This window comes from Microbacterium sp. NPDC076768 (assembly GCF_040687205.1).
In the GTDB taxonomy this organism is placed as follows: domain Bacteria; phylum Actinomycetota; class Actinomycetes; order Actinomycetales; family Microbacteriaceae; genus Microbacterium.
The window spans coordinates 247,613-273,117 of the sequence record NZ_JBFBMU010000002.1; the positions used below are offsets into that span (position 1 = coordinate 247,613).

Annotated in this window: 17 protein-coding genes and 1 tRNA gene; 9 read left to right on the forward strand and 9 right to left on the reverse strand. The window is 63.1% G+C overall.

Annotated elements, in window-relative coordinates; translation table 11 throughout:
* Nucleotides 1-7: 7 nt before the first annotated feature.
* Nucleotides 8-1,528, reverse strand: a complete 1,521-nt coding sequence (locus AB0O87_RS07615) for a DEAD/DEAH box helicase (protein WP_363513627.1) — start codon at nucleotides 1,526-1,528, stop codon at nucleotides 8-10.
* A 196-nt stretch (nucleotides 1,529-1,724) separates the two neighbouring features.
* On the opposite strand from AB0O87_RS07615, the gene AB0O87_RS07620 reads away from it, so the two are divergent.
* Complete coding sequence (locus AB0O87_RS07620) at nucleotides 1,725-2,438, forward strand: ferritin-like fold-containing protein (protein WP_363513630.1); 714 nt, start codon at nucleotides 1,725-1,727, stop codon at nucleotides 2,436-2,438.
* 46 nt (nucleotides 2,439-2,484) lie between these two features.
* Here the strand turns inward: AB0O87_RS07620 and AB0O87_RS07625 are convergent, their stop codons facing one another.
* Entirely contained in the window at nucleotides 2,485-2,772 is a 288-nt protein-coding gene (locus AB0O87_RS07625; RefSeq protein WP_363513633.1) for a hypothetical protein, read from the reverse strand.
* Between the two features lie 7 nt (nucleotides 2,773-2,779).
* Nucleotides 2,780-3,004, reverse strand: coding sequence for a DUF3107 domain-containing protein (locus AB0O87_RS07630; RefSeq protein ID WP_363513636.1), 225 nt, complete (start codon nucleotides 3,002-3,004; stop codon nucleotides 2,780-2,782).
* Nucleotides 3,005-3,152: 148 nt separating this feature from the next.
* Here AB0O87_RS07630 and AB0O87_RS07635 point away from each other — a divergent pair, with 148 nt between their 5' ends.
* Both AB0O87_RS07635 and AB0O87_RS07640 read left to right on the forward strand, forming a co-directional pair.
* Nucleotides 3,153-6,374, forward strand: a complete 3,222-nt coding sequence (locus tag AB0O87_RS07635) for an ATP-dependent DNA helicase (protein ID WP_363513639.1) — start codon at nucleotides 3,153-3,155, stop codon at nucleotides 6,372-6,374.
* Complete coding sequence (locus AB0O87_RS07640; protein ID WP_363513642.1) at nucleotides 6,371-9,883, forward strand: ATP-dependent DNA helicase; 3,513 nt, start codon at nucleotides 6,371-6,373, stop codon at nucleotides 9,881-9,883. Before AB0O87_RS07635 ends, AB0O87_RS07640 begins: the two co-directional genes overlap by 4 nt.
* Here the strand turns inward: AB0O87_RS07640 and AB0O87_RS07645 are convergent.
* Nucleotides 9,829-11,124, reverse strand: coding sequence for a hypothetical protein (locus tag AB0O87_RS07645; RefSeq protein ID WP_363513645.1), 1,296 nt, complete (start codon nucleotides 11,122-11,124; stop codon nucleotides 9,829-9,831). The two genes, AB0O87_RS07640 and AB0O87_RS07645, sit on opposite strands and share 55 nt — an antisense overlap.
* Nucleotides 11,125-11,187: 63 nt before the next feature.
* Here AB0O87_RS07645 and nudC point away from each other — a divergent pair, with 63 nt between their 5' ends.
* Together nudC and AB0O87_RS07655 are read left to right on the forward strand one after the other, a co-directional pair.
* On the forward strand, nucleotides 11,188-12,069 hold the full coding sequence (gene nudC / locus AB0O87_RS07650) for an NAD(+) diphosphatase (RefSeq protein WP_363513648.1): 882 nt from the start codon (nucleotides 11,188-11,190) through the stop codon (nucleotides 12,067-12,069).
* Nucleotides 12,066-13,787 carry an ATP-dependent helicase gene (locus tag AB0O87_RS07655; protein ID WP_363513650.1) on the forward strand — a complete coding sequence of 574 codons (1,722 nt, stop codon included), beginning with the start codon at nucleotides 12,066-12,068 and terminating at the stop codon, nucleotides 13,785-13,787. Before nudC ends, AB0O87_RS07655 begins: the two co-directional genes overlap by 4 nt.
* Before the next feature lie 805 nt (nucleotides 13,788-14,592).
* Here the strand turns inward: AB0O87_RS07655 and AB0O87_RS07660 are convergent.
* The gene (locus AB0O87_RS07660) at nucleotides 14,593-16,008 is read right to left on the reverse strand and encodes a zinc-dependent metalloprotease (RefSeq protein ID WP_363513653.1); all 1,416 of its coding nucleotides are present in this window, start codon (nucleotides 16,006-16,008) and stop codon (nucleotides 14,593-14,595) included.
* A 118-nt stretch (nucleotides 16,009-16,126) separates the two neighbouring features.
* Between AB0O87_RS07660 and AB0O87_RS07665 the strand changes: the two genes are divergently transcribed.
* The 3 genes from AB0O87_RS07665 to AB0O87_RS07675 all read left to right on the forward strand — a co-directional run bounded on the left by AB0O87_RS07665 (nucleotide 16,127) and on the right by AB0O87_RS07675 (nucleotide 21,592).
* The gene (locus tag AB0O87_RS07665) at nucleotides 16,127-17,218 is read left to right on the forward strand and encodes a S16 family serine protease (RefSeq protein WP_363513656.1); all 1,092 of its coding nucleotides are present in this window, start codon (nucleotides 16,127-16,129) and stop codon (nucleotides 17,216-17,218) included.
* 72 nt (nucleotides 17,219-17,290) lie between these two features.
* Nucleotides 17,291-20,197 (forward strand): UPF0182 family protein, encoded by a 2,907-nt coding sequence (locus AB0O87_RS07670; RefSeq protein WP_363513659.1) that lies wholly within the window; start codon nucleotides 17,291-17,293, stop codon nucleotides 20,195-20,197.
* An 84-nt stretch (nucleotides 20,198-20,281) separates the two neighbouring features.
* The gene (locus AB0O87_RS07675; protein ID WP_363513662.1) at nucleotides 20,282-21,592 is read left to right on the forward strand and encodes an FAD-dependent oxidoreductase; all 1,311 of its coding nucleotides are present in this window, start codon (nucleotides 20,282-20,284) and stop codon (nucleotides 21,590-21,592) included.
* On the opposite strand, the gene AB0O87_RS07680 is transcribed toward AB0O87_RS07675, so the two are convergent.
* The gene (locus AB0O87_RS07680) at nucleotides 21,589-21,942 is read right to left on the reverse strand and encodes a MerR family transcriptional regulator (protein ID WP_363516141.1); all 354 of its coding nucleotides are present in this window, start codon (nucleotides 21,940-21,942) and stop codon (nucleotides 21,589-21,591) included. The two genes, AB0O87_RS07675 and AB0O87_RS07680, sit on opposite strands and share 4 nt — an antisense overlap.
* 186 nt (nucleotides 21,943-22,128) lie before the next feature.
* On the opposite strand from AB0O87_RS07680, the gene AB0O87_RS07685 reads away from it, so the two are divergent.
* The gene (locus AB0O87_RS07685; RefSeq protein WP_363513665.1) at nucleotides 22,129-23,652 is read left to right on the forward strand and encodes a SulP family inorganic anion transporter; all 1,524 of its coding nucleotides are present in this window, start codon (nucleotides 22,129-22,131) and stop codon (nucleotides 23,650-23,652) included.
* A 56-nt stretch (nucleotides 23,653-23,708) separates the two neighbouring features.
* Here AB0O87_RS07685 and nhaA read toward each other — a convergent pair whose 3' ends face one another.
* From nhaA to AB0O87_RS07700, 3 genes are all read right to left on the reverse strand, one after another.
* Entirely contained in the window at nucleotides 23,709-24,986 is a 1,278-nt protein-coding gene (gene nhaA / locus AB0O87_RS07690; RefSeq protein WP_363513668.1) for a Na+/H+ antiporter NhaA, read from the reverse strand.
* 67 nt (nucleotides 24,987-25,053) lie between these two features.
* A complete protein-coding gene (locus AB0O87_RS07695) occupies nucleotides 25,054-25,227 on the reverse strand; it encodes a hypothetical protein (protein WP_363513671.1) in 174 nt (57 codons plus the stop codon).
* 137 nt (nucleotides 25,228-25,364) lie between these two features.
* Nucleotides 25,365-25,438: transfer RNA gene (locus AB0O87_RS07700), tRNA-Met, on the reverse strand.
* Between the last annotated feature and the right edge of the window lie 67 nt (nucleotides 25,439-25,505).

Consider the following 25,505-nt stretch of genomic DNA (forward strand, 5'->3'; position numbering starts at 1 on the left):
GGTGCGCTTAAGCTCCGGCGACCGGTGTAGCGCCGGATCCGGATCCGCCACGACGACGGCGACGACGCCGGGTGGGGGAAGGCTTTCCGTCGTGGTGTTCCTTGCCCGCTCCGTCATGGGTGCCTGCGCCCTCTGCACTGCGATCAGTAGACGGTGCAGACTGCGCATCGGTAGAGGCTGCGGAGTCTGTGCCCTCGGCGAAGGTGGAGCCAACCGGGTTGTTGCTGTTGCGGCGACGGCGACGACGACGCGTGCCGCCCTCTTCCGTGCCCTCGGCAGCAGCGTCTGCTGCGCGCTCCGGACGACGCGAACGCTCGGTTTTCGCAGGCTCCTTCTTCGGAGCAGAGACCAGACGGCCCTTGGTTCCCTGGGGGATGTTCAGGTCTTCGTACAGGTGTGGGCTCGACGAGTAGGTTTCGACGGGCTCTGGCTGGCCGAACTCAAGCGCGCGGTTGATGAGCGCCCACTTGTGCAGGTCTTCCCAGTCGACGAAGGTTACGGCGATGCCGGTCTTGCCTGCGCGGCCTGTGCGGCCAGCGCGGTGCAGGTACGTCTTGTCTTCGTCCGGGATGGTGTGGTTGATCACGTGGGTGACGTCATCCACATCGATACCGCGTGCGGCAACGTCTGTCGCGACGAGTACGTCGCGCTTGCCCGCCTTGAACGCGGCCATCGAACGCTCGCGCTGGTCCTGGCCCATGTCGCCGTGCACGCCGCCGACGTTGAATCCACGGTCGCCCAGTTCGTCGACGAGACGCTGTGCTGCGCGCTTGGTACGTGTGAAGATCACGGTCTTGCCGCGACCCTCAGACTGCAGGATGCGGGCGATTACTTCGTCTTTGTCCATCGAGTGCGCACGGTAAACGAGGTGCTTAATGTTGGCCTGCGTGAGGCCCTCGTCTGGGTCGTTGGCGCGAATGTGAATCGGGTTCGACATGAACCGACGAGCGAGAGCCACGATCGGTCCAGGCATCGTTGCCGAGAACAACTGCGTGTGGCGTACAGCAGGCACGCGCTGGAAGATCTTCTCGATGTCGGCGAGGAACCCCAGGTCGAGCATCTTGTCTGCCTCGTCGAGCACAACCTCAGTGGCGTTCGAAAGGTCGAGCAGTCGCTGGCCCGCGAGGTCGATCAGACGACCGGGCGTGCCCACAACGATCTGTGCTCCCGCCTTGAGCTGGTCGATCTGGCCCTCGTACGCCTTGCCGCCGTAGATGGCGACAACGCTGGTAGAGCGGTTGCTGGTGAGCAGGTCGATGTCTTCGTAGACCTGCACTGCAAGCTCGCGGGTCGGGACCACGATGAGTGCCTTGACGCCGTGCTCAGGGTCTTTGCCGAGGCGCTGTACGACGGGGATTCCGAAACCGAAAGTCTTTCCGGTACCCGTCTTCGCCTGGCCGATGATGTCTTGCCCAGGGAGACCGAGTGGGATCGTTTGTTCTTGAATGGGGAACGCGTCGACAATGCCCTTGGCGGCGAGTGCGTCGACGATGTCCTGATCGATTCCGAGATCAGCGAAAGTTGTCACTTTATTCAGATTGCCTGTCCGGCGACCCTGTGGGATCACCACGTAAACGGATCCACGCCGTCTTATGTGCCACAGGCGCGGGGTCCCGCTCCTACGGCGGGACAGGCTCAGCCTACCCCGAAGGGTGCTATGGGCCCGGAAGTACCTCCGCGCACGGGTAGTCTGATTGACGTGGTGGACTCAGGAGGACGACCTCGTGGTTAAGTGGTTTTGGCAGCGCAAAGACGCGCCGCGACGCACGCTCGCTCTACGCAGCCGCGGCGATCAGGGAGATGCAACGCGCATCGACTTCGCCGAAGTTGCCCCGGAAATCAATCGTTTTCTCGGGCAGGCTGCTTACTTGCAACTGGGCTACTTCGAGACGCTGACGCGTCTTATCCGGGCAACGCGAGCACTGTCAGAGAAAGAGGCGCTCTCGCGTGCGGCTGGCGCGGCGCTGACCAAACATCGCGCAATCGTCGAGCTCATCGCTGAACGGGGAGACGACCCCACACAGCTGATGCTTCCTTTTCGGGAGAACCTCGACGCCTTCCGCCGCAAGACCATCGGTGCGCGCCCTCGCGAGACCCTCCTCGCCGTTTACACGACGGCGGGAATGCTCGACGACTTCTACCTCGCCTTGGCGTCAAGCTACGGCGAGACGGGGCGCCGGGTTGCCCAGATCCTTCGCGAAGACGACGCACGACACGAGATTGTCGCGATCATCCAAGAGACGATTGAGAGCGACGAAGAGTGGCGTTCGCTGTTGTCGATGTGGGCACGCCGCCTGGTGGGCGACACCATTCTTGTCTGCCGCTTTGCTCTTCGTCCAGGGCGCTTGGGTGTAGACGACGAGCGCATCGAGCCTGTGTACACCGAACTCATGGGTGCGCACGCCCGACGCATGGACGCGATGGGACTCGCCTCGTAGCTCGTAGCCAGAGCTGGCAGCCAGAGCTCAAACCGCCAAGCGTGGGTCAGATGCCTAGCGCGGCTCGTTCTTCTGCATCCGAACGCTTTCGCATGCGGGTGATCGCCACTGTCGCGAGCGCGGCGACGGCGGTTGCGCCAATAATGCTCGCGAGCCACAGCCAGATGCTGTCCTGGCCGATGCCAGCCCACTGCAATCCCGTGTAAGTGATTGCCGAAGCGGCCGTCGCGATAGCAGGCGCAAGCACGACGCCGCGCAACTCCCGATCACCGATCAGATAGTGCACGCCGATTCCGAGAGCGCACGCGCCCACCAGCGCGAGAAGGATGTACATCGGCTACTTAGGCAACGAAGCCGACGCGACGCGATTCTTCGGTGCCGAGTTCGATGTAAGCAAGGTTCGCGGTGGGCACGATGTAAGAGTTGCCCTTGACATCGGCGAAGTTCACGTGAGTCGCCTTCTGCTCCAGCGCCGCTGCGACCTGAGCGCGGACCTCGTCTGCGCTTTCGGCGGTGTCGAAGTTCAGTTCGCGGCCGGTGTTGGTGATGCCAATGCGGATTTCCACGCGTGCTCCTTGAAGATCGGGGACTGCGCCCAACTCTACCCCGCGACGACCCTGTCGGACCGGCCACGGGCGGCTGTTTCGCCGTGAGCGCACAGGGTGCGGATCGCGAAGACCGACGATGTCTGCCACTGCGGATAGCGTGGATGCCATGACACCCGATGCCGCGCAACGTGCTGTGATCACTGCGGAGCCCAGCGCCTCTGGCGTCATCATCGGTGCACCGGGCACAGGCAAGACCAGCACGCTTATCGACAGGGTTGTGCATCTTCTGGACGAAAGGGATCTGCGCCCGGAGCAGGTGCTTGTACTGACGCCGAACCGCCAAGCGGCGACCGCGCTGCGAGACCGCATTGGAGTGCGGATCGGTCAAGCGACTCCTGGTCCGTTGGCGAGGTCGCTCGGCTCATTCGCTTTTCAGCTGGTGCGGGGCGCAATGGTGCGAGAAGGCGCAGAACCACCGGCGTTGCTGACGGGTGCAGATCAAGACCGCATCATCGCCGACCTGCTCGCCGGCGATGCAGAAGATGGCGACATTCCATGGCCGGACGCCCTCAGCACAGCCGTGCGCTCCTCGAAAGGATTTCGCTCGGAGCTTCGAGCGTTTATTGCGGAGTGCACAGAGATCGGAGTGCGCACAGACGAACTTCGTGGTTCCGGTAACGAGGTCTGGATCGCCGCAGCAGACTTCCTCATCGAGTACCGCTCCGTGCTTGACGCGCTCCGTTCCGCCCATCGCGATGCGGCAGATCTGCTGAGCGAGGCGAGCACGATCTTGCAGACGGCAGAAACGACCGCACTCGGACCCCTCGCACCGTTGCAGATCGTGCTGATCGACGACGCGCAGGAGCTCACCCGCGGCGGGGTAGCCAGCGTGCGTGCACTTCAAAGCCGAGGGATCGCTGTTCTCGCTTTTGGTGACCCTGACATCTCATCCGGGGCATTTCGAGGAGCAAGCCCGGAGCTTTTTGCTCAGCTCGCTGGCGTGCTGGGTGATGTTCACGTGTTGGACGGTCCGCACCGCCAGCATTCAGAGCTCACCTCGCTGACGCGCACTGTCACCCAGGCGATTGGTGTGTCTGGGCGGGTCGAGCATCGTCGGGCGCCAGAGCAGATTGCACCGGAGCAGACGGCGACCCGGGTGTCGACTTTTCTCGCTTCCTCCCCATACGAAGAGCTTGATCGCATTGCCGGGGTGATGAGGCAGTGGCACCTTTCTGAGGGAGTGCGGTGGGACAGGATGGCCGTCATCGCGCACGACACCCGCCAAGTAACCACGCTCGAGACCGAGCTCGCTGCCCGCGAGATTCCCACTCGCGCAGCAGGAGTACAGCGTCCGCTGGGCAGCGAGGGGATCGTGCGCGACATCGTTGGCATTGTGCGGCTGGCGCTCACTCCACCAGAAGAGCGAACTTCGGAGGCCTTGGAAGAGGCACTACGCACGCCCTTTGGGGGGATGGACGCGATCGGACTGAGAAGACTCAGAGCACGCCTGCGACACATCGAGCTTGAGCACGGCGGCTCGACACCCGCGCGGGAGCTGCTTCGTCAGGCGATGCTGAACCCCGCCCACTTCACTCTTATTGATGCGCCGGAATCGAGGACAGCTGAGCGTTTTGCAGACACGATCCGCACGCTGGAACAGGCGGCCGCTGCGGGGGAAACAATCCATGACCTCCTGTGGCGCGTGTGGGACCAAGCGCGCGCTGTAGACGGAAGACGGTTGCAAATCGCTTGGCGGGAAGTGTCGCAACTACCTACTGGCGCGGAAACTGCGCGCTCTCTCGACGCCCTGGTCTCACTTTTCGATGCAGCCAAACGCTTCGTCGAGCGCACACCGAACGAAAAGCCCGACACGTTTGTGAGAGATGTTCTCGACAGTGAGGTGCCGGAAGATTCACTCTCCACGCCGGACCGCCCAGGGAAGGTGACGCTGCTGACTCCAGCGACGGCGCTTGGAACAGAATTCGATGTCGTTGTCGTCGCGGGAGTGCAAGACGGCGTCTGGCCGAACGTGCGCCTGCGCGGCGGGCTCCTGCAAACCTGGCGGCTCGCTGATGCGATCCATGAGAAGCGCACGGGAGAATCCATCGACCAGCCGGGCGCACTCGATCGCCGCCGAGCGGCCTTGCATGATGAGCTTCGACTGTTCGTTCGCGCGGTCTCGCGTGCGCGCTACCGATTGCTGATTACCGCGGTCGATGATGACAACCTCACACCGAGCCCGTTCTTCGGGTTCTTGCCTGCACCAGAACCGCCAGAGCGTCATGCCTCTGCCGATCATCCGCTGACTTTGCGCGGATTGGTAGCGAAGCACAGGCGCACACTCACCACCGCGTCGGCGCCTGCACCTCGACGAACCGCTGCGGAGCAGCTCGTGGTGCTCGCTCGCGAAGGGGTGCCAGGTGCTGACCCTGCTGAGTGGTACGGAGTGACAGCAGCATCGACGGATGCGCCGTTGCGTGACCTTGCGACCACCGGTGCGCGGGTTTCACCATCGAAGATGGAGGCGTACGAAGAGTGTGGGCTCAACTGGGTGGTGTCAGCACTCGGCGGCGATACCGTGATGCCTCCCACCGCGGGCATCGGCACGATCGTGCACGAGGCAATGGAGCGAGTACCAGACGGTGACCTTGAGCAGATGCGCGCAATCGTTGCAGAGCGCTGGCCAGAACTTGATTTCGAGACCGAATGGATCGGGCGTAAAGAACAACGGCGTGCTGATCTCCTCGTTGGCAGGTTGCACACCTACCTGGGCGACGTGCGCCGAGAAGGCGGACGCGTGATCGGAAGCGAGATGGAGTTCCGGTTTGCCGTCGACGTCGCCGCAGAAGCCGACGATGAAACGACGCCCGCCGTGCATCCTTTGACAGAAGACCGTGCAAATCGCGCGATCATCCACGGCTATATCGATCGTGTCGAGGCCTACCCGCCGGGGGCTGGAGAACATCCGGCTGCGCGTGGCCGCGGTTGGCAGCCCATGTCTGGCGGTGCGGATGGTTCGACGGTGGTGGTCGATTTGAAGACAGGTAAGAACGACCCCGAGTCCGACTCTGGTGTTTTGGAACATGCGCAACTCGCGGCGTATCAGATCGCTGTGCAACAGGGGGCGGTCGTCGGATCGGCTCCGAGTTCGCTCGCAGGAGCGCGGCTGGTGATCGTCTCCAAGACTCTTTCGAAGAGTGAATACCGCATCGCCCATCAGCACACGCTCGATGATGAATCGCGGGCGGTGTTCCTGAGACGGGTATCAGATGCCGCAAGAGGCATGTCGGCTTCGAGTTTTACAGCGCAAGTGGAGTCGCACTGCGCCGACACCCAGCGCCGCGTACACCCCTGCAGGATTCACACGGTGCCGGCGGTGAGCTCGTGAGCGGCTGGAGTAGCGGCGAGAGCATCTCAGCGACCGACATCGCCGCGGCGTTGAGCCAGCCTTCGCCGACGCCTGCGCAACAACAGGTGATCGAGGCGCCGCCAGAGCCCGCCCTTGTGGTGGCGGGGGCGGGAAGCGGCAAGACGGAGACGATGTCGGGGCGTGTCGTGTGGCTCGTTGCCAACGGACACGTTCGTCGCGACGAGATTCTCGGCCTTACTTTCACGCGAAAGGCTGCGGGAGAGCTCTCCGAGAGGATCAATCACCGGCTTGCCGTGGTCGACGAGTATGGCCGCCGCGGGCTCTTGCCTCACCTGACCGAGATTGTGCGCGGCGGTGATCTCCGACGCGTCGACGATGCTGCCCAGGGGCGTCAGCGGGAGCTGGTGCGAACGCACGTATTGGACGAGTTGGCGGCCCGCTACGGCACAGGGTGGGACCCCGCCACTGCGCGCACGGCAGAAGACCTCATGATCCGTCCGCGCGTATCGACGTACAACGCGTTCGCCGACGGCATCGTCCGTGAACACGCTGCGCGCATCGGCCGAGATCCAGATGTCGCGATGCTGAGTCAGGCGGCCTCGTGGATGTTGGCTCGTGAAGTCGTGCTTCGCAGTGACCTTGCGGAGCTCGAAAACATCGAGTTGGCACTCGGCACGATCATCGATGCCGTGCGGCGTCTCGCGGGCGACGCACTTGATCATCGGGTGGACCTCGACCTCGCCGAACGTATTGCTCGCGATCAAGCGCTCGCGTTTGAGCCGTATCGCAGCAACGGTGATGTCGATAAAGCAGCGACGAACCTGCTCACCCTGCCGACGCTGTCTCACCTCGTCCGCGACTACATTGCCGCGAAAGAGCGACGCGGTGTGTTGGATTTTGCCGACCAGGTCAGCGGGGCATACGACATCGTCGAGTCAGCGCCCGATGTGCGAGCGGAGCTTCGCGAACAGCATCGCGTGGTGCTTCTCGACGAGTACCAAGACACCTCCGTCATTCAGACGCAGTTCCTCGCCGAAGTTTTTCGTGACTCCGCCGTGATGGCGGTGGGTGACCCGCATCAGTCCATCTACGGCTGGCGGGGAGCGAGCGCAGACAACCTCTATTCTTTCGCCCGAACGTTTGCCAGCGAAGGCACTGCACAGACGTACAGTCTCATGACCAGTTGGCGCAACGACCGCGCAATTCTCGGCATCGCGAATCGTGTTCTCGAGCCGCTGCAGCGTCCGGGCCTTGACGTGCCTCCGCTGGAACCCCGGCCAGGGGCGGGGGAGGGCACAGTATCGGTGCAGTATCCCTTCACCGTCGACGAAGAAGCATCAACGGTGGCCGAGTGGTTCCAACAGCGAAGGGCGCAGCACGAGTCGGCGCATGCTGGCCGCACGCACAGCGCGACGCCGCATACCGGCGCGATCCTCTTTCGCTCGAAGCGGCACATGCAAACGTTCGCCGCAGCGCTCGCCGCGCGCGGTATTCCACATCGAATATTGGGACTCGGCGGATTGCTCGCTACTCCGGAGGTTGTAGACGTGGTCTCGACGCTTCGCGTCGTGCACGATCCAAACGCCGGCTCGGCGCTGATTCGCCTGCTCACAGGGCCTCGGTTTGGGGTAGGGGTCGCCGATATGGCCGCACTCTACGACCTGGGACGCACCCTCTCCGAACGCGATACGGCGATGGCACCACTGCCAGAGGAAGTGCGCGCACGGTTGCGCTCATCCCGAGGTGCAGACGAGGCGGTATCGATCATCGATGCGGTGGATGTCGTGCGCGCTGTGCGAGACGACTACCGGTTGCTGCAGACGATTACGCCGGATGGCCGCGCACGGATTCGCGCGGCGGGGGAGATGTTGGAGCGGCTTCGGCGCGCGTCCTCCCAGCCCATTCCCGAGCTGATTCGCCTGATCGAGCTGGAGCTGCGGCTCGATATTGAGTTGGCCGCCAATGAGACAAGGGGCCCGGCCAGGATCGCCGCGACGCAGTTGCGCGCCTTCACTGACGAGGTACGGGCGTTTCTCGCTGCCGACGAACGGGGGAGTATCAGCAGTCTGCTTGCCTGGCTCGACAAGGCAGAAAGCACAGATGAGTTGATGCCGCGCCCTGAGCCTCCAGAAGCGGGGGTCGTGCAACTTCTGACCATTCACGGCTCTAAGGGCCTGGAATGGGATGCGGTTGCGGTGGTGCGTCTGGTCGCTGACGAACTGCCCAGTCGTGTGTCAGACACATCGGGCTGGTTCGGCTTTGGCGTCGTGCCGTTCGCGCTCCGTGGTGATCGTGATGCGCTCCCTCGATTCGAGTGGGATCCGTCCGAAGCAGTGGCAGACGAAACAGACCCTGCAAAGCGTCAAAAACTCGCCCAAGCGTCGCTCTCGAGCGGCATCACGAAGGCGAATCCACACGGAGGAGCGCTCAAACGCTTCAAAGACGCATACCGCGCATACCAACAGCAGGAAGAGCGCCGTCTGGCTTACGTGGCGGTGACACGTGCGCGCACCGACCTGCTTCTCAGCGGCGCCCACTGGGCGGGTCAAAAATCGCCGCGCACCCCCAGCCCGTTTCTTTTGGAAGCGATTGAGGTTTTGGGTCTCGATCCCATCGAGTCAGTAGACGCGGACGAGAACCCGTACGACGGTCCTGGGGCCACGCTGAGATGGCCGCTTGATCCGCTGGGAGCACGGCGTGAGCGGGTCGAAAGGTCGGCGGCCGACGTGCACGAGGCGGCCGCTGCGGGGCCAATCGAGCCTTCGATTGAGGTGGTGAGGCTTCTTGCGGAGCGGGCGGCTCGGCAGCGAGGCGCTGATGCGGAGGCGCCGACCCGAGTGCCGGCATCACGATTCAAGGACTACGTCACAGATTTCGCGGGCACGCTGTCATCGATCGTCAGACCGATGCCGGAGCGACCGTACAGACAGACCAGGCTTGGCACCCTGTTTCATGCGTGGGTTGAGCAGCGCTCGGAACTCGTCGGTGTGGGCACGCGCATGGATGAAGCCCTCTGGGAACTCGATGAAGACGAGGCGCCGCTCGACGTTCTGCGCGGCGAAGCTGACCCCGACGCGACAGGTGCCGTATCGGCAGACGCCGCTGATCTGGCGATCTTGCAGCAGACCTTCGAGCGCAGTGAATGGGGACAGCTGAAGCCGATCGCGGTCGAGATAGAGATCGATTTTGCGCTGGGAGCTGGGCTGCACAGTCCCGAAGATCGGGCGGCATCTCACATTGTCATCTGCAAACTTGATGCGGTTTACCGCCGTGCTGACCGCGGAGACCGCATCGAGATCGTTGACTGGAAGACCGGAAAAGCGCCACGCACCCCCCAAGAGCGGGAGGAGCGCATGCTCCAGTTGGCGCTATATCGGCTTGCCTACCACCGTCGATTCGGGGTGCCACTGGAAGAGATCGATGTGGCGCTCTACTACGTTGCCGACGACCTCACCATCCGGGGCGACCGGGTCTACTCCGAAGAAGAGCTCTTCCACCGTTGGAGTGCCGCACGCGCCGCGCGCTGAGCTTCATCGGAATCGGCTTCGTCGTACTCGTTGTGCGTGAATATGCTCGCGACGCCAGACAGATCTTCGGTCTCGACGTTCAGCATCTCCGCACGGTGCGCACGCTCATCGTCGTGCTGATCAGACCCGGAGTCGGAATCATCGGAAGAGACGTCGTCTGAATCTGCGGATGAATCGTCCGCCGCCCACAGCTCTTCCGGGTTGTACGCGTCGGTATGCATCGAGGTGTCGATCCCGGCCACGGCATCTTTCGGTACTCGATCAAGAGCGTCCAACGCAGAGTCAACTCCGGTGCTGCGTGCGTCGATCACGCTCAGATCGTCGGCGCGGATCCCTTCGGCAAGCGCATCAAGGAGGGCGGCGGCATCATCGACGATGTCTGAGCGGTGCATCGCATCGCCGTGCACCAACCAGCGTGCGAACTCCAGCTCAGCGTGGAGGCGAGCACGCGCATCGAGACCATCATCTGGCGTGCGATCACTCGCCTGCGCATACGACCGGTGCACATCAGGGGAGGCATCGGGGGCGGCAGAAAGCCACGACAAATCGACGGCCGGGTCACCGACCGACAATCCGTGCCATCCCACAAGACCGATGACTTCCGGACCACGCTCGTCGTCATCTTCGAACAGGAAAGACGTCGCCTGAACGCCGCCCAGCGTCACGGTCGACTCGAAGCGCCAGAGAGCGTCATCGGCAACGGCGTCGCGCCAACGGACGGTGAGTCGTGCGGGAACTCGGCCAGTGGCAGCGGCGGTATCGACCAGCCGCTCCAATTCGGCTCGGCATTCTTCTGCGCTTCGCATCGTGAGTCCTGCTCCGCGCACCACAGATGTGGGCAGGCTGTGCACCGCTGCGATGGAAGCACCGATCGACTCAGCGGCACCGCGCCCCGCTGGCACCATCGCTGCCTCGATCTGAAACCCAGGAAGGAGCTCGGTCACGAGCGCACGCGCATCACCGATGCGCGTCTCTCCGACGTACGCCGGCGCCCGGAACGGAAGCATGGCGCGTGCGCCGTCAGTGAGGGCTCTCAGCGCGATCGCTTCAGAGGCGAGCTCGCGGCTGGTCTCGTCGTCGTCGGCAACGCGGATCGCGAGTTCGCGACCATCCGCGATCGTCGCGATTGCCGAGTCGAATCTTCCGTCGCCGTTCGCGCTCAGACCGCGGGCACCCGTGACCTCCGCGCCGGGGAGTGCCGCGGTCACTGCCGCGGCTAGAGTGAATGGAGAGCGTCCCATCCCCCCAGGGTAGGTCGGCTCAGGGGCGGTCCCGCCTCCGCCACGCCCGTGAAAGAGGAGTCGATGAACATTCAGCGCCCGACCCTCGACCGTGCAGCCGAGCTTCGCGAGGAACCAGCCCTCACAGATCGCCTCCGAGATGATGCGGCGACGCGCGTCATCGTCGTTCGTGAAGGGCGCGTGCGTGTCGTCGATTCCGAGCTGTTGCGCGTGCCGGTGGCCGCCGTCGTCGAGGCGACGTGGGCTTTGCTTGGTCGAGACGCCGACGGCACTGTGCTTCTGCTGGCCGCTTCTCCGCCGGAGACCGATTCTCTCGACGCCGCACCGGATGAAATCTGGCTGGGCCTCCGCGATCTGGGCGGACGGCTCAGCGAGCAAGAGTCCGAACTTCTCATCAGCGCCATCGCGCTCGCCGGCTGGCTCCGCGACGCTCCTTTTTGCCCTCGCTGCGGCGGCGAAACCGAGCTGCGTCAGGCCGGATGGTCCCGTCGGTGCCTGAATTGCGGGCGTGATCAGTTTCCACGCACGGACCCCGCGGTGATCGTGGCGGTCGAAAGCCACGATGGCGAACATCTTTTGCTCGGCGCCAACGCGAATTGGGGAGGTCGGATGTACTCCTGCTTCGCCGGCTTCACGGAGGCGGGCGAGTCGCTTGAGTCCACAGCGCACCGCGAAATCGCAGAAGAAGCAGGCGTGCAGCTCGCGTCTCTGCGCTATATCTCTTCGCAGGCGTGGCCCTTTCCTCGTTCGCTCATGGTGGGGTTCCGTGCCGTCGTCACCGAAGATTCGGTGGCGCTCGCCGATGGCGAAGAGATCATCGATGTGCGCTGGTTCACGCGTGATGAAATCGGATCCGCCCTCGCGGGGGATGGCCCTGTCGGGCTTCCTGGGCCCGCTTCGATTGCGCGCGCGCTGATCGTCAACTGGTACGAGGGGCGCGAGTGAGCGCACTCGATGCCCTCGATGAGCGGCAGCGGGAGGCGGCGTCTGTTTTGCGGGGGCCCGTCGCTGTGCTTGCGGGGGCCGGAACCGGAAAGACCAGGGTGATTACCCACCGGATCGCTCACGGGGTCGACACCGGTGCGTATTCACCGTCTCGGGTAATGGCGGTGACGTTCACCGCAAAGGCTGCCGGAGAACTTCGTGGACGCCTCCGGGCACTGGGCGTAGAGGGAGTTGCCGCCCGCACGTTCCACGCGACTGCGCTGGCACAGCTAAATTTCTTCTGGCCGACCTTGGCCGGATCTCCCGCACCGTCGATTATCGACAACAAGGTGCGCATGTTGGGGCAGGCGGCTGATGCGATCCGGCTTCGACCGAGCACCGCCACGCTCCGCGACATTGCCTCGGAGATCGAATGGCGCAAGGTCTCCATGGTGTCGATCGAACAGTACGCCGAACTCGGTCGTCCGCTCAGCGGGGTCGACGCAGGGCAGCTCGTTGAGCTGATGCGAGGGTACGAGGCGCTGAAGGATGATCGCCGCCAGCTGGATTTCGAGGATGTTCTGCTCGCCTGCGCCGGCATGCTGGAGGCGGAGCCGCGCGTCGCAGCGTCAGTTCATGAGCAGTATCGGCACTTCACCGTCGACGAGTTCCAGGACGTCTCTCCGTTGCAGAACCGCCTTCTGGAGCTCTGGCTGGGCGACAGGCACGATATCTGCGTCGTGGGTGACGCGAGCCAGACCATCTACTCCTTCGCTGGCGCAGAGCAGCGCTTTTTGCTGGAGTTCGAGCGCAGGCACCCTGAGGCCACCGTTGTGCGCCTCGAGACGAACTACCGTTCACAGCCGCCGATTCTCACGGTCGCGAACGCGCTGATGCACGGGCGTGCCGGTGCGCTAGAGCTCGTTCCTGCGCGTGAACAGTTCAATGCCGAAGCGCCCACCGTTACGGCGTACGACAGCGAGGGTGAGGAAGCAGCGGGGATCGCCTCTGCCGTCGCCGCTCAGATTGAGGCGGGGGCGTCTCCGTCAGAGATCGCGGTGCTCTACCGAGCACACGCGCACTCCGCCGTGTTGCAGCAAGCGCTTGCGGTCAAAGGCATCCCCACCTCTGTGATGGGCGGAACGCGTTTCTTTGCGATGCCGGAAGTACGACAGGCGATTCTCGCCCTGCGCGCCGCGGCCGTCGCGCCCAGCGAGCAGGGCTTCCTCCCCGGTGTCCAACGCGTGCTGCGAGAACTCGGACTCACAGAAGAACCACCAGAGGCTGGCGGCGCTCAACGCAGCGGCTGGGAGGCTCGGCGAGCCATTTTGAGGCTGGCAGAGGAAGCAGGGCCCGACGCCAACCTGCGCAACTTCAGTGACGCACTCATGGCACGAGCAAAAGACCAGCATGAACCCACGATGCGCACTGTGACGCTTTCGACGTTGCACGCCGCGAAAGGTTTGGAATGGCCGCACGTGCACCTGGCCGGATGGGCTGAAGGGTCCTTGCCCATCTCGTATGCGAACACGTTCGAGGCCGTAGACGAAGAACGTCGGCTGGCTTACGTCGGCGTCACCCGTGCTGCGCGAACGCTGTCATTGTCCTGGGCGCGGTCAGCAGGTCGAGGGGAGCGGGCGCCATCGCGGTTCCTCGCTGAGATGGGAACCACGGGCCGCGGCACTGGCATTCTTCGTGAAACAACACCGAACGCCACACGGGCTGGCCGTCAGCGCTGATCCGCACCGTCTGCGCGTGAGCAGGGTCTTGATTCGCCAGCAGCACCGCGACGAGGCGGCCCGCTTCTGCCACTTGAGCAGCACGGATCAGCCCCGGGTCGCGACCGATCAGCTGGGAGTGCAGGAGTGGCCACGCGGGGTCGCTGGCGGTGGCATTGGCGTCGCGGCAGGCAAGACACGGCGATGAGCCTGGAATCACAAGCGGACCGATGGTGACTCGACCCTGTTCGAAAGAAACAGGGAGGTGCGGCACGTCTTCTCGCAGGTAACTGGCGAACTGCAGAGCGGCTGCGGCACCTCGCACGAGCACTACAGCGACTGCAGGAGGCTGACGGGTTTCACTGATCGTGACACCCTCATCGATAAGGGATTCGCGCATGCGGTATTCGCTGCGCCCGTCCGTCGCGCCGGCGCTCTCTACCCATGCAGGGCGAGGAGTGGCTGGATCTTCACGAAGCTCCGGTTCGAGGCGCGCGAGCAGAGCACGCGCCGCGTCGCGTGGCGCACCAGCGGCATGCGCGATGACGTCAAACGCTCCGCGACGGAATCCGGAACGTAGACGACTCAGAAGCGGCTCTACCCACTCGGCGTCGGCCTCGATACGCAGGCCTTCGTCGTCACCGATCTGGAGCGTTCGTTCGTCCCGCCAGAGCAATGGCGCACTCGGGTTCAGGCGAGTAAGGGTTGGCGGAGTCAGCGGCACACTTCGATTGTGGAATGAATGGCCCCGACGCGGGGACACATCAACGCATCGGTGGACAACTTCGCACCGTTTTGCCGTGGGGCAGGGGGAGTCGCGCCACGGTCACACGGGACGGTCGCCCTCTGGTGCGCCTCCACTGTCATCGCCGTTTTCGTCGGGCTTTGCGTCATCCTCAGCCGATTTCTCTTCGGCGAAGTCATCGCCGTCGAGCAGGCGTGCCAGAGCTTCGTCAAACTCGTCCGCTACCGGCTGCTCGCCGCGTTCCACAGCCTGCAAACGGGCGATCAGGGCACTTGGATCATCGATGTCTTCGGCAGCGGGCATGAGGTCGGGGTAGTCCCAGAGAGTGTCGCGTGCGCGAATGCCCACAGCACCTGTCACCGCCTGCCACATCGCTGATGCCTCTCGCATGCGGCGAGGGCGCAGTTTGAGCCCCACGAGGGCTCCCAGAGCGTCTTCTGCCGGGCCACCGACGGCACGTCGACGACGCGCAGCTTCAGCGATCCGCGCACCATCCGGAAGACGTGATGTCGCCTCGGCCGTCACCACGTCGACCCAGCCATCGATGGTGGCAATGAGGTTTTCGAGGCGGGTCAACGCCGCGCGCTGACTTTCGCTCTGTACGGGCAGGAGGGCGCCGCCTTCGATTGCCGCACGCAGCTCCTCAGGGTTAGACGGATCAAGGCGGCTGGCAACATCTTCCAGCGCATCCGCGTCTACGGTTACGCCGCGTGCGAAGTCCGTAATCTGCGCCATGACGTGCAGGTGGAGCCATTTTGCGTGACGGTAGAGACGTGCGTGAGCGAGTTCGCGAGTGGCGAGATAGATCGCGATCTGATCCTCAGGGATCTCCAACCCCTCGCCAAACGCGGTGAGGTTCTGCGGGATGATCGCTGCGGTACCGGCTGGCAGTACCGGAATCCCGACGTCGCCTCCAGAGACCACTTCAAGTGAGAGGTTTCCCAGTACCTGGCCGAACTGGGCGGCGAACACGGAACCGCCGAGCCCTCGCATCAGCTTGCCTGCGCCCTGAACGACATCGTGCATGTCTTCGGGAACCTGGGTGTCCAGGGCAGAGGTGAGGGCGTCAGCGATGCTTGTCGACACCGGGTCAGCGATCTCTTTCCACACGGGCAGCGTCTTGTCGACCCATTCGCCCCGCGTCATCACCGTCGGCACCTCAGAGAGCTCTGCGATTGTCGTTGCCTCGCCGAGCCAGAGGTTTGCGAGTGCAAAAGATTCGGAGAGCGAGGTTTTGGACCCGTCCGTGACGCCTTGCCCATCGCGGTTCGCGATATGCAAGGCCTGGCGGAGCGCGTTCTCCCACGGGTCGCCCCCAAAGACGCCCTGCAGTTGCGACATGATCGTCTGCATCATCGCGGGGTCGAAAGTGAAGCCCTCCATCCCCTCGAACGCGCCACGAAGCGCCTCGGGGTCGATATCCCCACCGCCCTGATTGGCGAGCATCTTGCGAAGGAACTCCTGAAAGTCCTCGGGTGTCGGATCGTTGTCTGCCATTTGAGTTGCCCTCTCAGCACGTCTGAAGCCGTGGCATCTACGCTAGTCACAGGTTTCTGCGCGCGAACCCGATGCGGGCAGATCGGTGTACGCCGCTCGCGAACGACGGAGGAATGCAGTGGATCGAACGCGGTCTGGAAAGCTCGGACTCGGAGTCTGGGCGCTGATCGTTGCGCTCATCGCCCTCGTGGTGTTGACGTTTCTCCCGTCGCCTTACGTGATTCAGCGGCCAGGCCCGGTATACGACACGCTCGGCACTGCCGAGGGAGCAGATGGCGAGCAGGTGCCGCTGATCAGTGTCGAGGGTGCCGAGACCTTCGAAACAACAGGGACGCTCGATCTCACCACCGTCCAGGTTGTCGGCAACCGGGAGCGCACGCCCAGCTGGTTTGAGCTGGCACTCGCGTGGGTGGACTCTTCGAAAGCAGTCGTCCCGCTCGACTCAGTGTTTCCTGCCGGGGTCACCAGCGAAGAGCGAGATGAACAAAACGCCACGCTGATGGTCGATTCGCAGCACGAGGCAACCGCTGCGGCCCTGAACGAACTGGGCTATGACACCGGCGCAGAGGTGGTGGTTGTCGAGGCCGTCCCCGATTCACCAGCGGAAGGCGTGCTGGAGGCAGACGACGTGATCACCGCGATCGATGGCGCAGAGGTAACTTCTGCGACGCTTCTGCGGCAAGCAATTCAAGAGGCGGAAGGTGCGCCTGTCGCGCTGACCGTGTTACGGGACGGCAGTGAGCAGATTGTCGAGCTCACACCGGAGGAGTACACCCAGGGTGGCGCGACAACCTGGCTCATCGGTATCACGTTGCGCACCGACTATGAGTTCGAGATCGATGTGACAATCCAGCTCGACAACGTCGGAGGCCCGAGCGCTGGGATGATGTTCGCCCTGGGAATCATCGACACATTGACCGAAGAAGAGCTCAACGGTGGCGAAGACATCGCTGGCACCGGAACGATCGACGCGGCAGGAACCGTTGGCCCCATCGGTGGCATCCGGCAAAAGCTTTACGGTGCACGTGATGCAGGTGCCGACTACTTCCTCGCCCCTGAATCGAACTGCGACGAGGTCGTCGGGCACATCCCGAACGGCCTTCAGGTTATTCCGACCGCGACCCTCGACGACTCGTTGGACGCACTCTCGGTCATCGCGGACGGCGGCGACACCTCTTCGCTGCCAACCTGCGAATCAGTGCTGAACTAAACGTCGTCACCGTGACCTCCCCGTGACCGGTATGACAGCGACCGTACAGTGAGGCGTGCCTAAGATGGGAGAGTGACCTCCGCATCTGCTCCAAACACGGCCACTCCTCGAACATCCCGACGCATTCTGGGTATTTCATTGGCGATTATCGCCGCCCTGATCGTCGCGTTCTTTGTGTTCGCCTCCCTGTATACCGAGTTCCTCTGGTTCGACCAGGCGGGGTTCACTGGCGTCTTGACGACACAGTGGATCGCCACGGCGGTGATGTTCGTGGTGGGCTTCTTGGGCATGGCGGTGCCGTTGTTTGTCGTCATCCAGCTCGCCTACCGCTTGCGCCCGGTGTACGTGCGTCTGAGCTCGCAGCTGGACCGATACCAGGAGGTCATCGAGCCGCTTCGCCGACTGGCGATGTGGGGCATGCCGATCTTCTTCGGTGTCTTTGCGGGCTTCGCTGCTGCGGGGCAGTGGGAAGTTGTGTGGCTCTGGGCTAACGGTGTCGCTACCTCGGTAGTTGACCCGCAGTTCGGTATCGACACCGGCTTCTACATGTTCGCGATGCCGTTCTACTCGATCCTGCTGGCGTTCATCTCGGCAGTGTTGCTGCTTTCGCTGATCGTCACCGCACTTGTTTCGTACCTCTATGGCTCTGTGCGTGTGGGTCAGGGCGAGCTGCGTATCTCGAAGCCAGCACGTATCCAGCTCGCGGTAATCGCCGGCCTTTACCTTCTCGTGCAGGCCGCAAGCCTGTGGCTTGACCAGTACAAGACTCTGGTGCAGCCAGATGACCGCATCACGGGTGCTGCGTACACCGGTGTGAACGCCACGATTCCTGGTCTTGCGATCCTCTCGATCATCGCGGCAGTGGTCGCGATTCTCTTCTTCGTCACGGCGATCATCGGCCGCTGGCGCTTCCCGCTGGCAGCGACCGGTCTGCTGATCGTCGCCTCGCTCGTGGTGGGTGTGGGTTACCCGTGGGTGGTCACCACCTTCCAGGTCAAGCCGAACCAGAACGCCTACCAGGCGGAGTACTACCAGCGAAACATCGATGGCACAAAAGAGGCATACGGGGTCGCGGACCTTGAGACCACACCTTTCGCCGCCAAGACAGACGCGGAGGCAGGCCAGCTTCGCGCAGACGCCGAAACCACAGCGTCGACTCGCATCATGGACCCGAAGGTGATTCCCCCGACTGTTCGTCAGCTCGAGCAGTACCGCGGTTACTACCAGTTCCAGACGATCATGGACGTCGACCGGTACGAGATTGACGGCGAGATGCAAGACACCGTGGTGTCTGTGCGAGACCTCGACATGTCGGGCCTCGGCGACGGCGACAACTGGAACAACCGTGTGGCGGTCTACACCCACGGTTACGGCCTGGTCGCCGCAGCAGGTAACCAGCGCACCTCAGACGGTGAGCCAGTGTTCTTGGAGCGCGGTATTCCTTCCTCCGGCTTCTTGACGGACGAGGGAAACTTCGAACCGCGGGTCTACTTCGGTGAGAACTCGCCCGAGTACTCGATCGTCGGTGCACCGGAGGGTGCTGAACCGGCGGAGATCGACTACCCGCGCGGTCAGGACGGCGCCACCGAGACGAAGACAACCTTCGCTGGCGAAGGTGGACCGAAGGTCAGCGATACCTTCACCAAGCTTCTCTACGCGCTCAAGTTCCAGTCGGAGCAGATTCTGTTCTCCGATCTCGTGAACGAAGAATCTCAGATTCTTTACGACCGCGACCCGAAGACGCGCGTGCAGAAAACGGCGCCGTACCTCGAGCTCGACAGCGACCCGTACCCGAGTGTTGTCGACGGACGCATCGTCTGGATCGTCGACGGCTACACAACAAGCTCGACGTACCCGTACTCGACGAGCGTGAGCTTGTCCGATGCGATCGCTGATTCCAACATCACGTCGCCGACGCTCGCGATCGACGACATCAACTACATCCGCAACTCGGTGAAGGCCACCGTCGATGCATACGACGGTTCGGTGACGCTGTACGCGTGGGATGACGAAGACCCGGTGCTGCAGACCTGGCAGAACGTCTACCCGTCGACGCTGAAGCCGATCAGCGAGATGTCCGGCGAACTGATGAGCCACGTGCGCTACCCGACAGACCTGTTCAAGGTGCAGCGCGATGTGCTCGGTGTTTACCACGTTGACGGCGCCAGCTCCTTCGCTCAGCAGGACAACCGTTGGCAGACGCCGAACGACCCTCGCAGTGACGCTTCGCTGCAGCCGCCGTACTACCTGACGATGCAGATGCCTGGTCAGGATTCTCCGCGGTTCTCGATGTTCTCGACGTTCATCCCGAACTCGCAGGGCTCAGGTGGCAGCCGAGACGTACTGATGGGGTACCTCGCAGTGGACTCTGACGCCGGCTCTGAAGCCGGGGTAAAGTCCGAGGGCTACGGCCAACTCCGCATGTTGGAGATCGATACCGACACCACGGTTCCAGGTCCGGGACAGGTGCAGAACACCTACAACTCGGACACGTCTGTGGTGCCGCAGCTCAACCTGCTGCAACAGGGTGAGTCTGAAGTTATCTACGGCAACCTGCTGACGCTCCCCGTCGGTGGCGGTCTGCTTTACGTGCAGCCGGTCTACGTGCAGTCCTCTGAGGGCACTCAGCTGCCGCGTTTGCAGAAGGTGCTTGTGGCCTTCGGTGACAGGGTCGCCTTCGAAGACACTCTTACCGAGGCATTGGATGCTCTCTTCGGTGGTGATGCGGGAGCGACCGGTGGCGACGACACCGTCGAGCCTGCGGAGCCGGATCCAGAGAATCCAGACAGCGGCGAGGTTCCAGCGGAGCCGGCCGAGCCTACTGATGCTCAGGCAGACGCGCTCGCTGAGGCTCAGCAGGCACTGCTTGACCGCGATGCGGCACTGAAGTCGGGAGACCTCACCGCATTCGCTGAGGCAGATGACCGCCTCACCGCAGCGGTAGAGAAGTTGCTCGCGCTGGACACAACAAGCGAGTAATCGCGTGAACGAAAATGGGCGCCCCGATGGGGCGCCCATTTTTGTATGCGAGTATATTGAAGAACTTCAATTCAAGGAGATGTGATGTCTGAGCTTCCTGTCGTTGTCATCGGAGCAGGCCCACAGGGTCTCGCTGCTGCCGCGCACCTTGTGGAACGCGGAGCTGATGTGATCGTCATGGAACGTGGCGATGGACCAGCGGCAGCGGTGACGGAGTGGGGTCACGTGCGCCTGTTCTCCAGCTGGCCGGAACTCACCGACGCCGCAGCGCGACGCCTCCTTGAGCCCACGGGGTGGACGGCCCCTGAATCTGGTTATCCCACTGGAGGCGAGTGGGTGGACGCGTACCTGGCGCCGCTCGCAGAGGCACTGGGGGAGAAGGTCCGCTACTCCACCACCGTGACCGGTGTTGCGCGCAAAGGGCGCGACTTGACGGTCGATGGCGGTCGCAAGGCGCAGCCCTACGTTGTCCACACCGTCGATGATGAAGGCAACGATGCTCGTTTTCTTGCGCGTGCTGTCATCGACGCGAGCGGCACGTGGACGCTTCCCAACCCCGCCGGAGCTGATGGTCTTTCTGCGGTAGGTGAGAAGCGGGCGTCGGAGCAAATTTCTTACCGCATCCCTGCCGATGTTGAGGCAAGCGGGGGAGAGCACTTTGTCGTGATCGGGTCTGGTCACTCTGCAACCCACACGGCTCTGCGGTTGAGCGAGGTGGCCCGCCGTACGCCTGGGGTGCGCATCACGTGGCTGATGCGTCGGGGCACCGTGAAGCAGCGGTTCGGCGTCGTCGCCGATGAGCTGCCTGAGCGCGCAGCGCTGGGTGGCCGTGCACGCAAGATCATCGAGTCAGGCCTCGTCGACGTCATCACCGATTTCCGTGTGGCGGAGTTTCAGCAGGAGGGCGAGACCCTCACGATCACGGCAGAAAACGGTAAGCAGGTAGCGGACGTTTCACAGGTGTTCGTGTTGACGGGTTTCCGGCCAGACACCAGCATCCTGTCTGAACTGCGGGTGAACCTCGATACTTCATTGCAGGCTGTTGCGGGGATCGCCGAAGAGATTGATCCGAACCTCCACTCCTGCGGTTCCATCGGCGCGACGGGAGCTCGCGAGCTCGCCCAACCCGAAGAGGGATTCTTCATCGTGGGCGCCAAGAGCTACGGTCGCGCTCCGACTTTCCTCGCTCTCACGGGGTTCGAGCAGGTGCGAAGCGTTGTCGCCCACCTTTCCGGCGATGTCGCCGGAGCGCAGAGCAATCAGCTCGTGCTGCCAGACACGGGTGTGTGCGGTGGGTCGGGCGATCTCGACGAGAAAGATAACGGGGCTAGCGGCGTTTGCTGCGGTGCTCCCACGCTTCTTCAGCCGCAGATGCGCCCTGTTGCGGTGAACTAGATACGGGCAAGCTGAGCGAGAAACTCGTCTGCCATGTCTACCTGGGCGGCGAGTTTCTCGCGGCGCACAGCCGCTTCGGCGCGCAGTGCTGCGAGGCGTTCGAGGAGAGCATCACTCTGCGGTGATTGTGCGAGCGCCTCGACGACTTCGAGTGCTGCCCGCATCTCGTCGAGTGTGTACCCCAGGGGTTTCATGCGTCGCACGATCATGAGCCGCGTCACGTCTTGCTCTGTGTAGAGGCGAAAGCCGCCTTCGGTGCGGCCAGACGGAGTCACCAGGCCCACGTCTTCGTAGTGACGCAGTGTGCGAAAAGACAGCGATGTCTGTTCGGCAACCTCGCCGATACGCATTGTTCTTTCGTGATCCACCAGACCGCCTTCGTCGATTCGCCCGCAAACCTAACGTTGCGTTAGAGTCTACCTGCGTGCGCTTTCTGCGCACACGCATCCCCATTCTTTCGCGTCGACCTGATCGGCGCCTGCGCACCATCGCGCAATTCACTGTTGCTCGTTCGCGAGCCCGACTCAGGAGAGCGTATGACCGCTGTTTCTTCGCCGCGCGACCGCGCGTCGCGTTACCGAATCGAACCAACCGTTATGCAGGCGCTGCGCAGTCCGCGTCTGCTCACACGTGAGGTGCTCGCTGGGCTCGTCGTGGCCCTCGCGCTGATCCCCGAAGCGATTGCCTTCTCGATCATTGCCGGAGTGGATCCGCGTGTCGGACTCTTCTCGTCGTTCGTGATGGCCGTTGCTATTTCTTTCCTCGGCGGTCGTCCGGCAATGATCACCGCGGCTACCGGTGCCATCGCGCTGGTCATTGCCCCGGTCGCACGAGAGTACGGAATGGACTACTTCATCGCCACGGTGATGCTCGGTGGTCTTATTCAGATCGTGCTGGCGCTGCTCGGCGTAGCCAAACTCATGAGATTCATCCCGCGCTCGGTGATGGTGGGGTTCGTTAACGCGCTCGCCATCCTCATCTTCACGGCACAGCTGCCGCAGCTTTTCGATGTGCCGTGGCTTGTCTACCCGCTTGTGGCTGCGGGACTCGCCATCCTGTTCTTGATGCCGCGCATCACCAAGGTGATCCCCGCACCACTGGTCACGATCGTGCTGATCACCGCGGTCGTCGTCGTCTTCGGCTGGAGCGTGCCGAACGTGGGTGATCAGGGCGAGCTGCCCGAAAGCCTGCCTGAGCTCTTCATTCCCAATGTTCCCTTCACGCTTGAGACGCTCGGCATCATCGCTCCCTTCGCGCTGGCGATGGCGGCGGTGGGACTGCTGGAATCGTTGATGACGGCAAAACTTGTCGACGACATCACGGACACGCACTCGCGCAAGACCCGCGAGGCTTGGGGTCAGGGCGTCGCCAACGTGCTCTCCGGAGTGTTTGGTGGCATGGGCGGTTGCGCGATGATTGGTCAGACGATGATCAACGTCAAGGCATCGGGGGCGCGCACGCGCATCTCGACCTTCCTTGCGGGCGTCTTCCTGCTGATCCTCGTTCTCGCCCTCGGTGACGTCGTAGCCATCATCCCGATGGCCGCGCTTGTCGCCGTCATGATTCTCGTCTCGGTTGCCACGTTCGACTGGCACAGCATTCGACTGTCGACGCTGCGCCGGATGCCGAAGAGCGAGACCGCTGTCATGCTCATCACCGTCATCGCGACGGTGTGGACGCACAACCTCGCCATCGGTGTGGTGCTCGGAGTGATCGCGGCGATGGTGATGTTCGCCCGCCGGGTCGCTCACTTCGCAACGGTCACTCGCACCATGAAAGAGGAGAGCGGCGAGCCCACCGCGCACTACGAAGTGGTCGGAGAGCTTTTCTTCGCATCGAGCAACGACTTGACCACCCAGTTCGAGTACGTAGATGACCCCGCCCGTGTCGTGATCGACATGACGCGTTCACACATCTGGGATGCCTCGACGGTGGCGGCTTTGGATGCCGTTGTCACGAAGTACGAACGCCACGACAAGACGGTGACCATCTTGGGTCTCAACGACACGGCTGCCGCACTCCACCAGCGGCTTACCGGAAACCTCGGCGCAGACCACTAAGCACCCGAGTGCCGAAACCGAGGGCGCGGAAGTCTTTCCGCGCCCTCGGTTTTTCGTTATGTTTCGAGCTGTGCTCGCCGCGCACGCGCGTTGCTCCGTGCAAGCACGAGCCCACCAGCGACAGCTGCGATCAGGGACCCGAGCAGCACACCGATCTTCACGTGTTCGTCGGCGACGGACGTCGATCCGTATGCCAGCTCTCCGACCAGCAGAGAGACGGTGAAGCCGATACCGCCGAGGAACGCCATCCCGGCCAGATCCGGCCAACGGAGCGACTTGTCGAGGCGTAGCGCGGGGATGCGGCTGAGCAGGAACGTGGTCGCGAGAATACCGATGGGCTTTCCGGCGACGAGTCCGACGATGATCCCGATCGTGATCGGATCCACGAGCGCCGAACGGAGTCCTTCGATGCCGCCGATGGTGACCCCGGCAGCGAAAAATGCGAAGACGGGAACGGCGAACAGTGTTGCGACAACGCCCCAGCGGTCAGCGAAGTGCGGTGCCAGTCCCTCATAGATCGGAGTGCCGGTGGAGTCTTCGCCTTTGTACACTCGCGCTCGCTTGGTCGGGAGCACAGGCACCAGGAATCCGAGGAGCACACCGGCGACTGTCGCGTGCACACCGGAGGCGTGGATGCATACCCACACGGCGATCGCGAGCGGCAGCAGGATCCACCAGGCGCGCACGCCCTTCTGCACGAGCAACGCGAATCCGGCGAGCGGAAGCAGTGCCAGTGCCAACCACGGGAAGCTGATCGACTCGGTATAGAAGGTCGCGATGATCGTGATGGCGATCAGGTCGTCGATGATCGCCAGGGTGAGCAGGAACACGCGAAGCGCTGGCGGGAGGAACTTTCCGACAACGGCAATCACGGCCACCGCGAACGCGATATCTGTTGCGGTCGGGATAGCCCAGCCGCGGAGGGCATCGGCACCATTGTTCGCGTTGATGAGCACAAAGATCAGGGCGGGAACGATGGCACCACCCACGGCGGCGGCGATAGGTAGCGCCGCCTGACGCGGATCACGCAGGCGTCCGGTGACGAACTCTTCTTTCAGTTCGAGACCGACGACAAAGAAGAAGATGGCGAGCAGCCCGTCTGACGCCCAGGAACCGACGCTGAGTTCGAGATGCAATTCGGGGATGCCGAAGGTGAACTCGCGCACAGCTTCGTACCAAGGAGCGGCAGGGCTGTTGGCCAGGATGAGCGCCGCCGCGGTCGCCAGCAGAAGCAGAGAGCCGCCAAGCACGTCACTGCGGGCATTGGTGCGAATGCCGCGCCACAACTCATGCGGTGCGGTGCGAAAGAAAGATCGAAAAGGGGATGAGGACACGAAAGACACCCTTAGATGGGAGAACGAGAAATGGCGAAGGAGACCACCGCCTCAATCGAGGCTTGGCCTAGCTGCGTGGCGGCGGGCAACCGGCGATCTCGCCGTGCGAGAGGTTGCCCCACACGCTGGTCCATCCGTTCGTGCCAGGGTGCAGTGATACACGAATCCACTCCCGCATGCGGGTCGCTGAACGCAGCTTATGAGGAGCGCGCGTCGAGCCGGCGATGGAGAGGTTGGGCACGCGTTCAGCCTAGTCGTGCCGTGGCGCCTCGAACTGTGAGGGAATCCAGTTCTTGACGACGGTCGTCTGGGCAAAGCAAAAGGCCCTCTGGCTTGGATTTCTCCGAGTCAGAGGGCCTTGCTTGTGTCGCATTCTCGTTGCGGGGACAGGATTTGAACCTGCGACCTCCGGGTTATGAGCCCGGCGAGCTACCGAACTGCTCCACCCCGCGGCACAAGAAGAAACTTATCACGGATCCTGAGGGTCGGCCAATCGAGGCCGCTTCTCGACGTGCACTC

What these genes read in the sequence shown, in the direction of transcription:
- AB0O87_RS07675 (WP_363513662.1), top strand. Translation starts at nt 20,282, where the DNA reads ATGTCTGAGCTTCCTGTCGTTGTCATCGGAGCAGGCCCACAGGGTCTC.
- AB0O87_RS07680 (WP_363516141.1), bottom strand. Translation starts at nt 21,942, where the DNA reads ATGCGTATCGGCGAGGTTGCCGAACAGACATCGCTGTCTTTTCGCACA.
- AB0O87_RS07685 (WP_363513665.1), top strand. Translation starts at nt 22,129, where the DNA reads ATGACCGCTGTTTCTTCGCCGCGCGACCGCGCGTCGCGTTACCGAATC.
- AB0O87_RS07645 (WP_363513645.1), bottom strand. Translation starts at nt 11,124, where the DNA reads ATGGGACGCTCTCCATTCACTCTAGCCGCGGCAGTGACCGCGGCACTC.
- nudC (WP_363513648.1), top strand. Translation starts at nt 11,188, where the DNA reads ATGAACATTCAGCGCCCGACCCTCGACCGTGCAGCCGAGCTTCGCGAG.
- AB0O87_RS07625 (WP_363513633.1), bottom strand. Translation starts at nt 2,772, where the DNA reads ATGTACATCCTTCTCGCGCTGGTGGGCGCGTGCGCTCTCGGAATCGGC.
- AB0O87_RS07635 (WP_363513639.1), top strand. Translation starts at nt 3,153, where the DNA reads ATGACACCCGATGCCGCGCAACGTGCTGTGATCACTGCGGAGCCCAGC.
- AB0O87_RS07660 (WP_363513653.1), bottom strand. Translation starts at nt 16,008, where the DNA reads ATGGCAGACAACGATCCGACACCCGAGGACTTTCAGGAGTTCCTTCGC.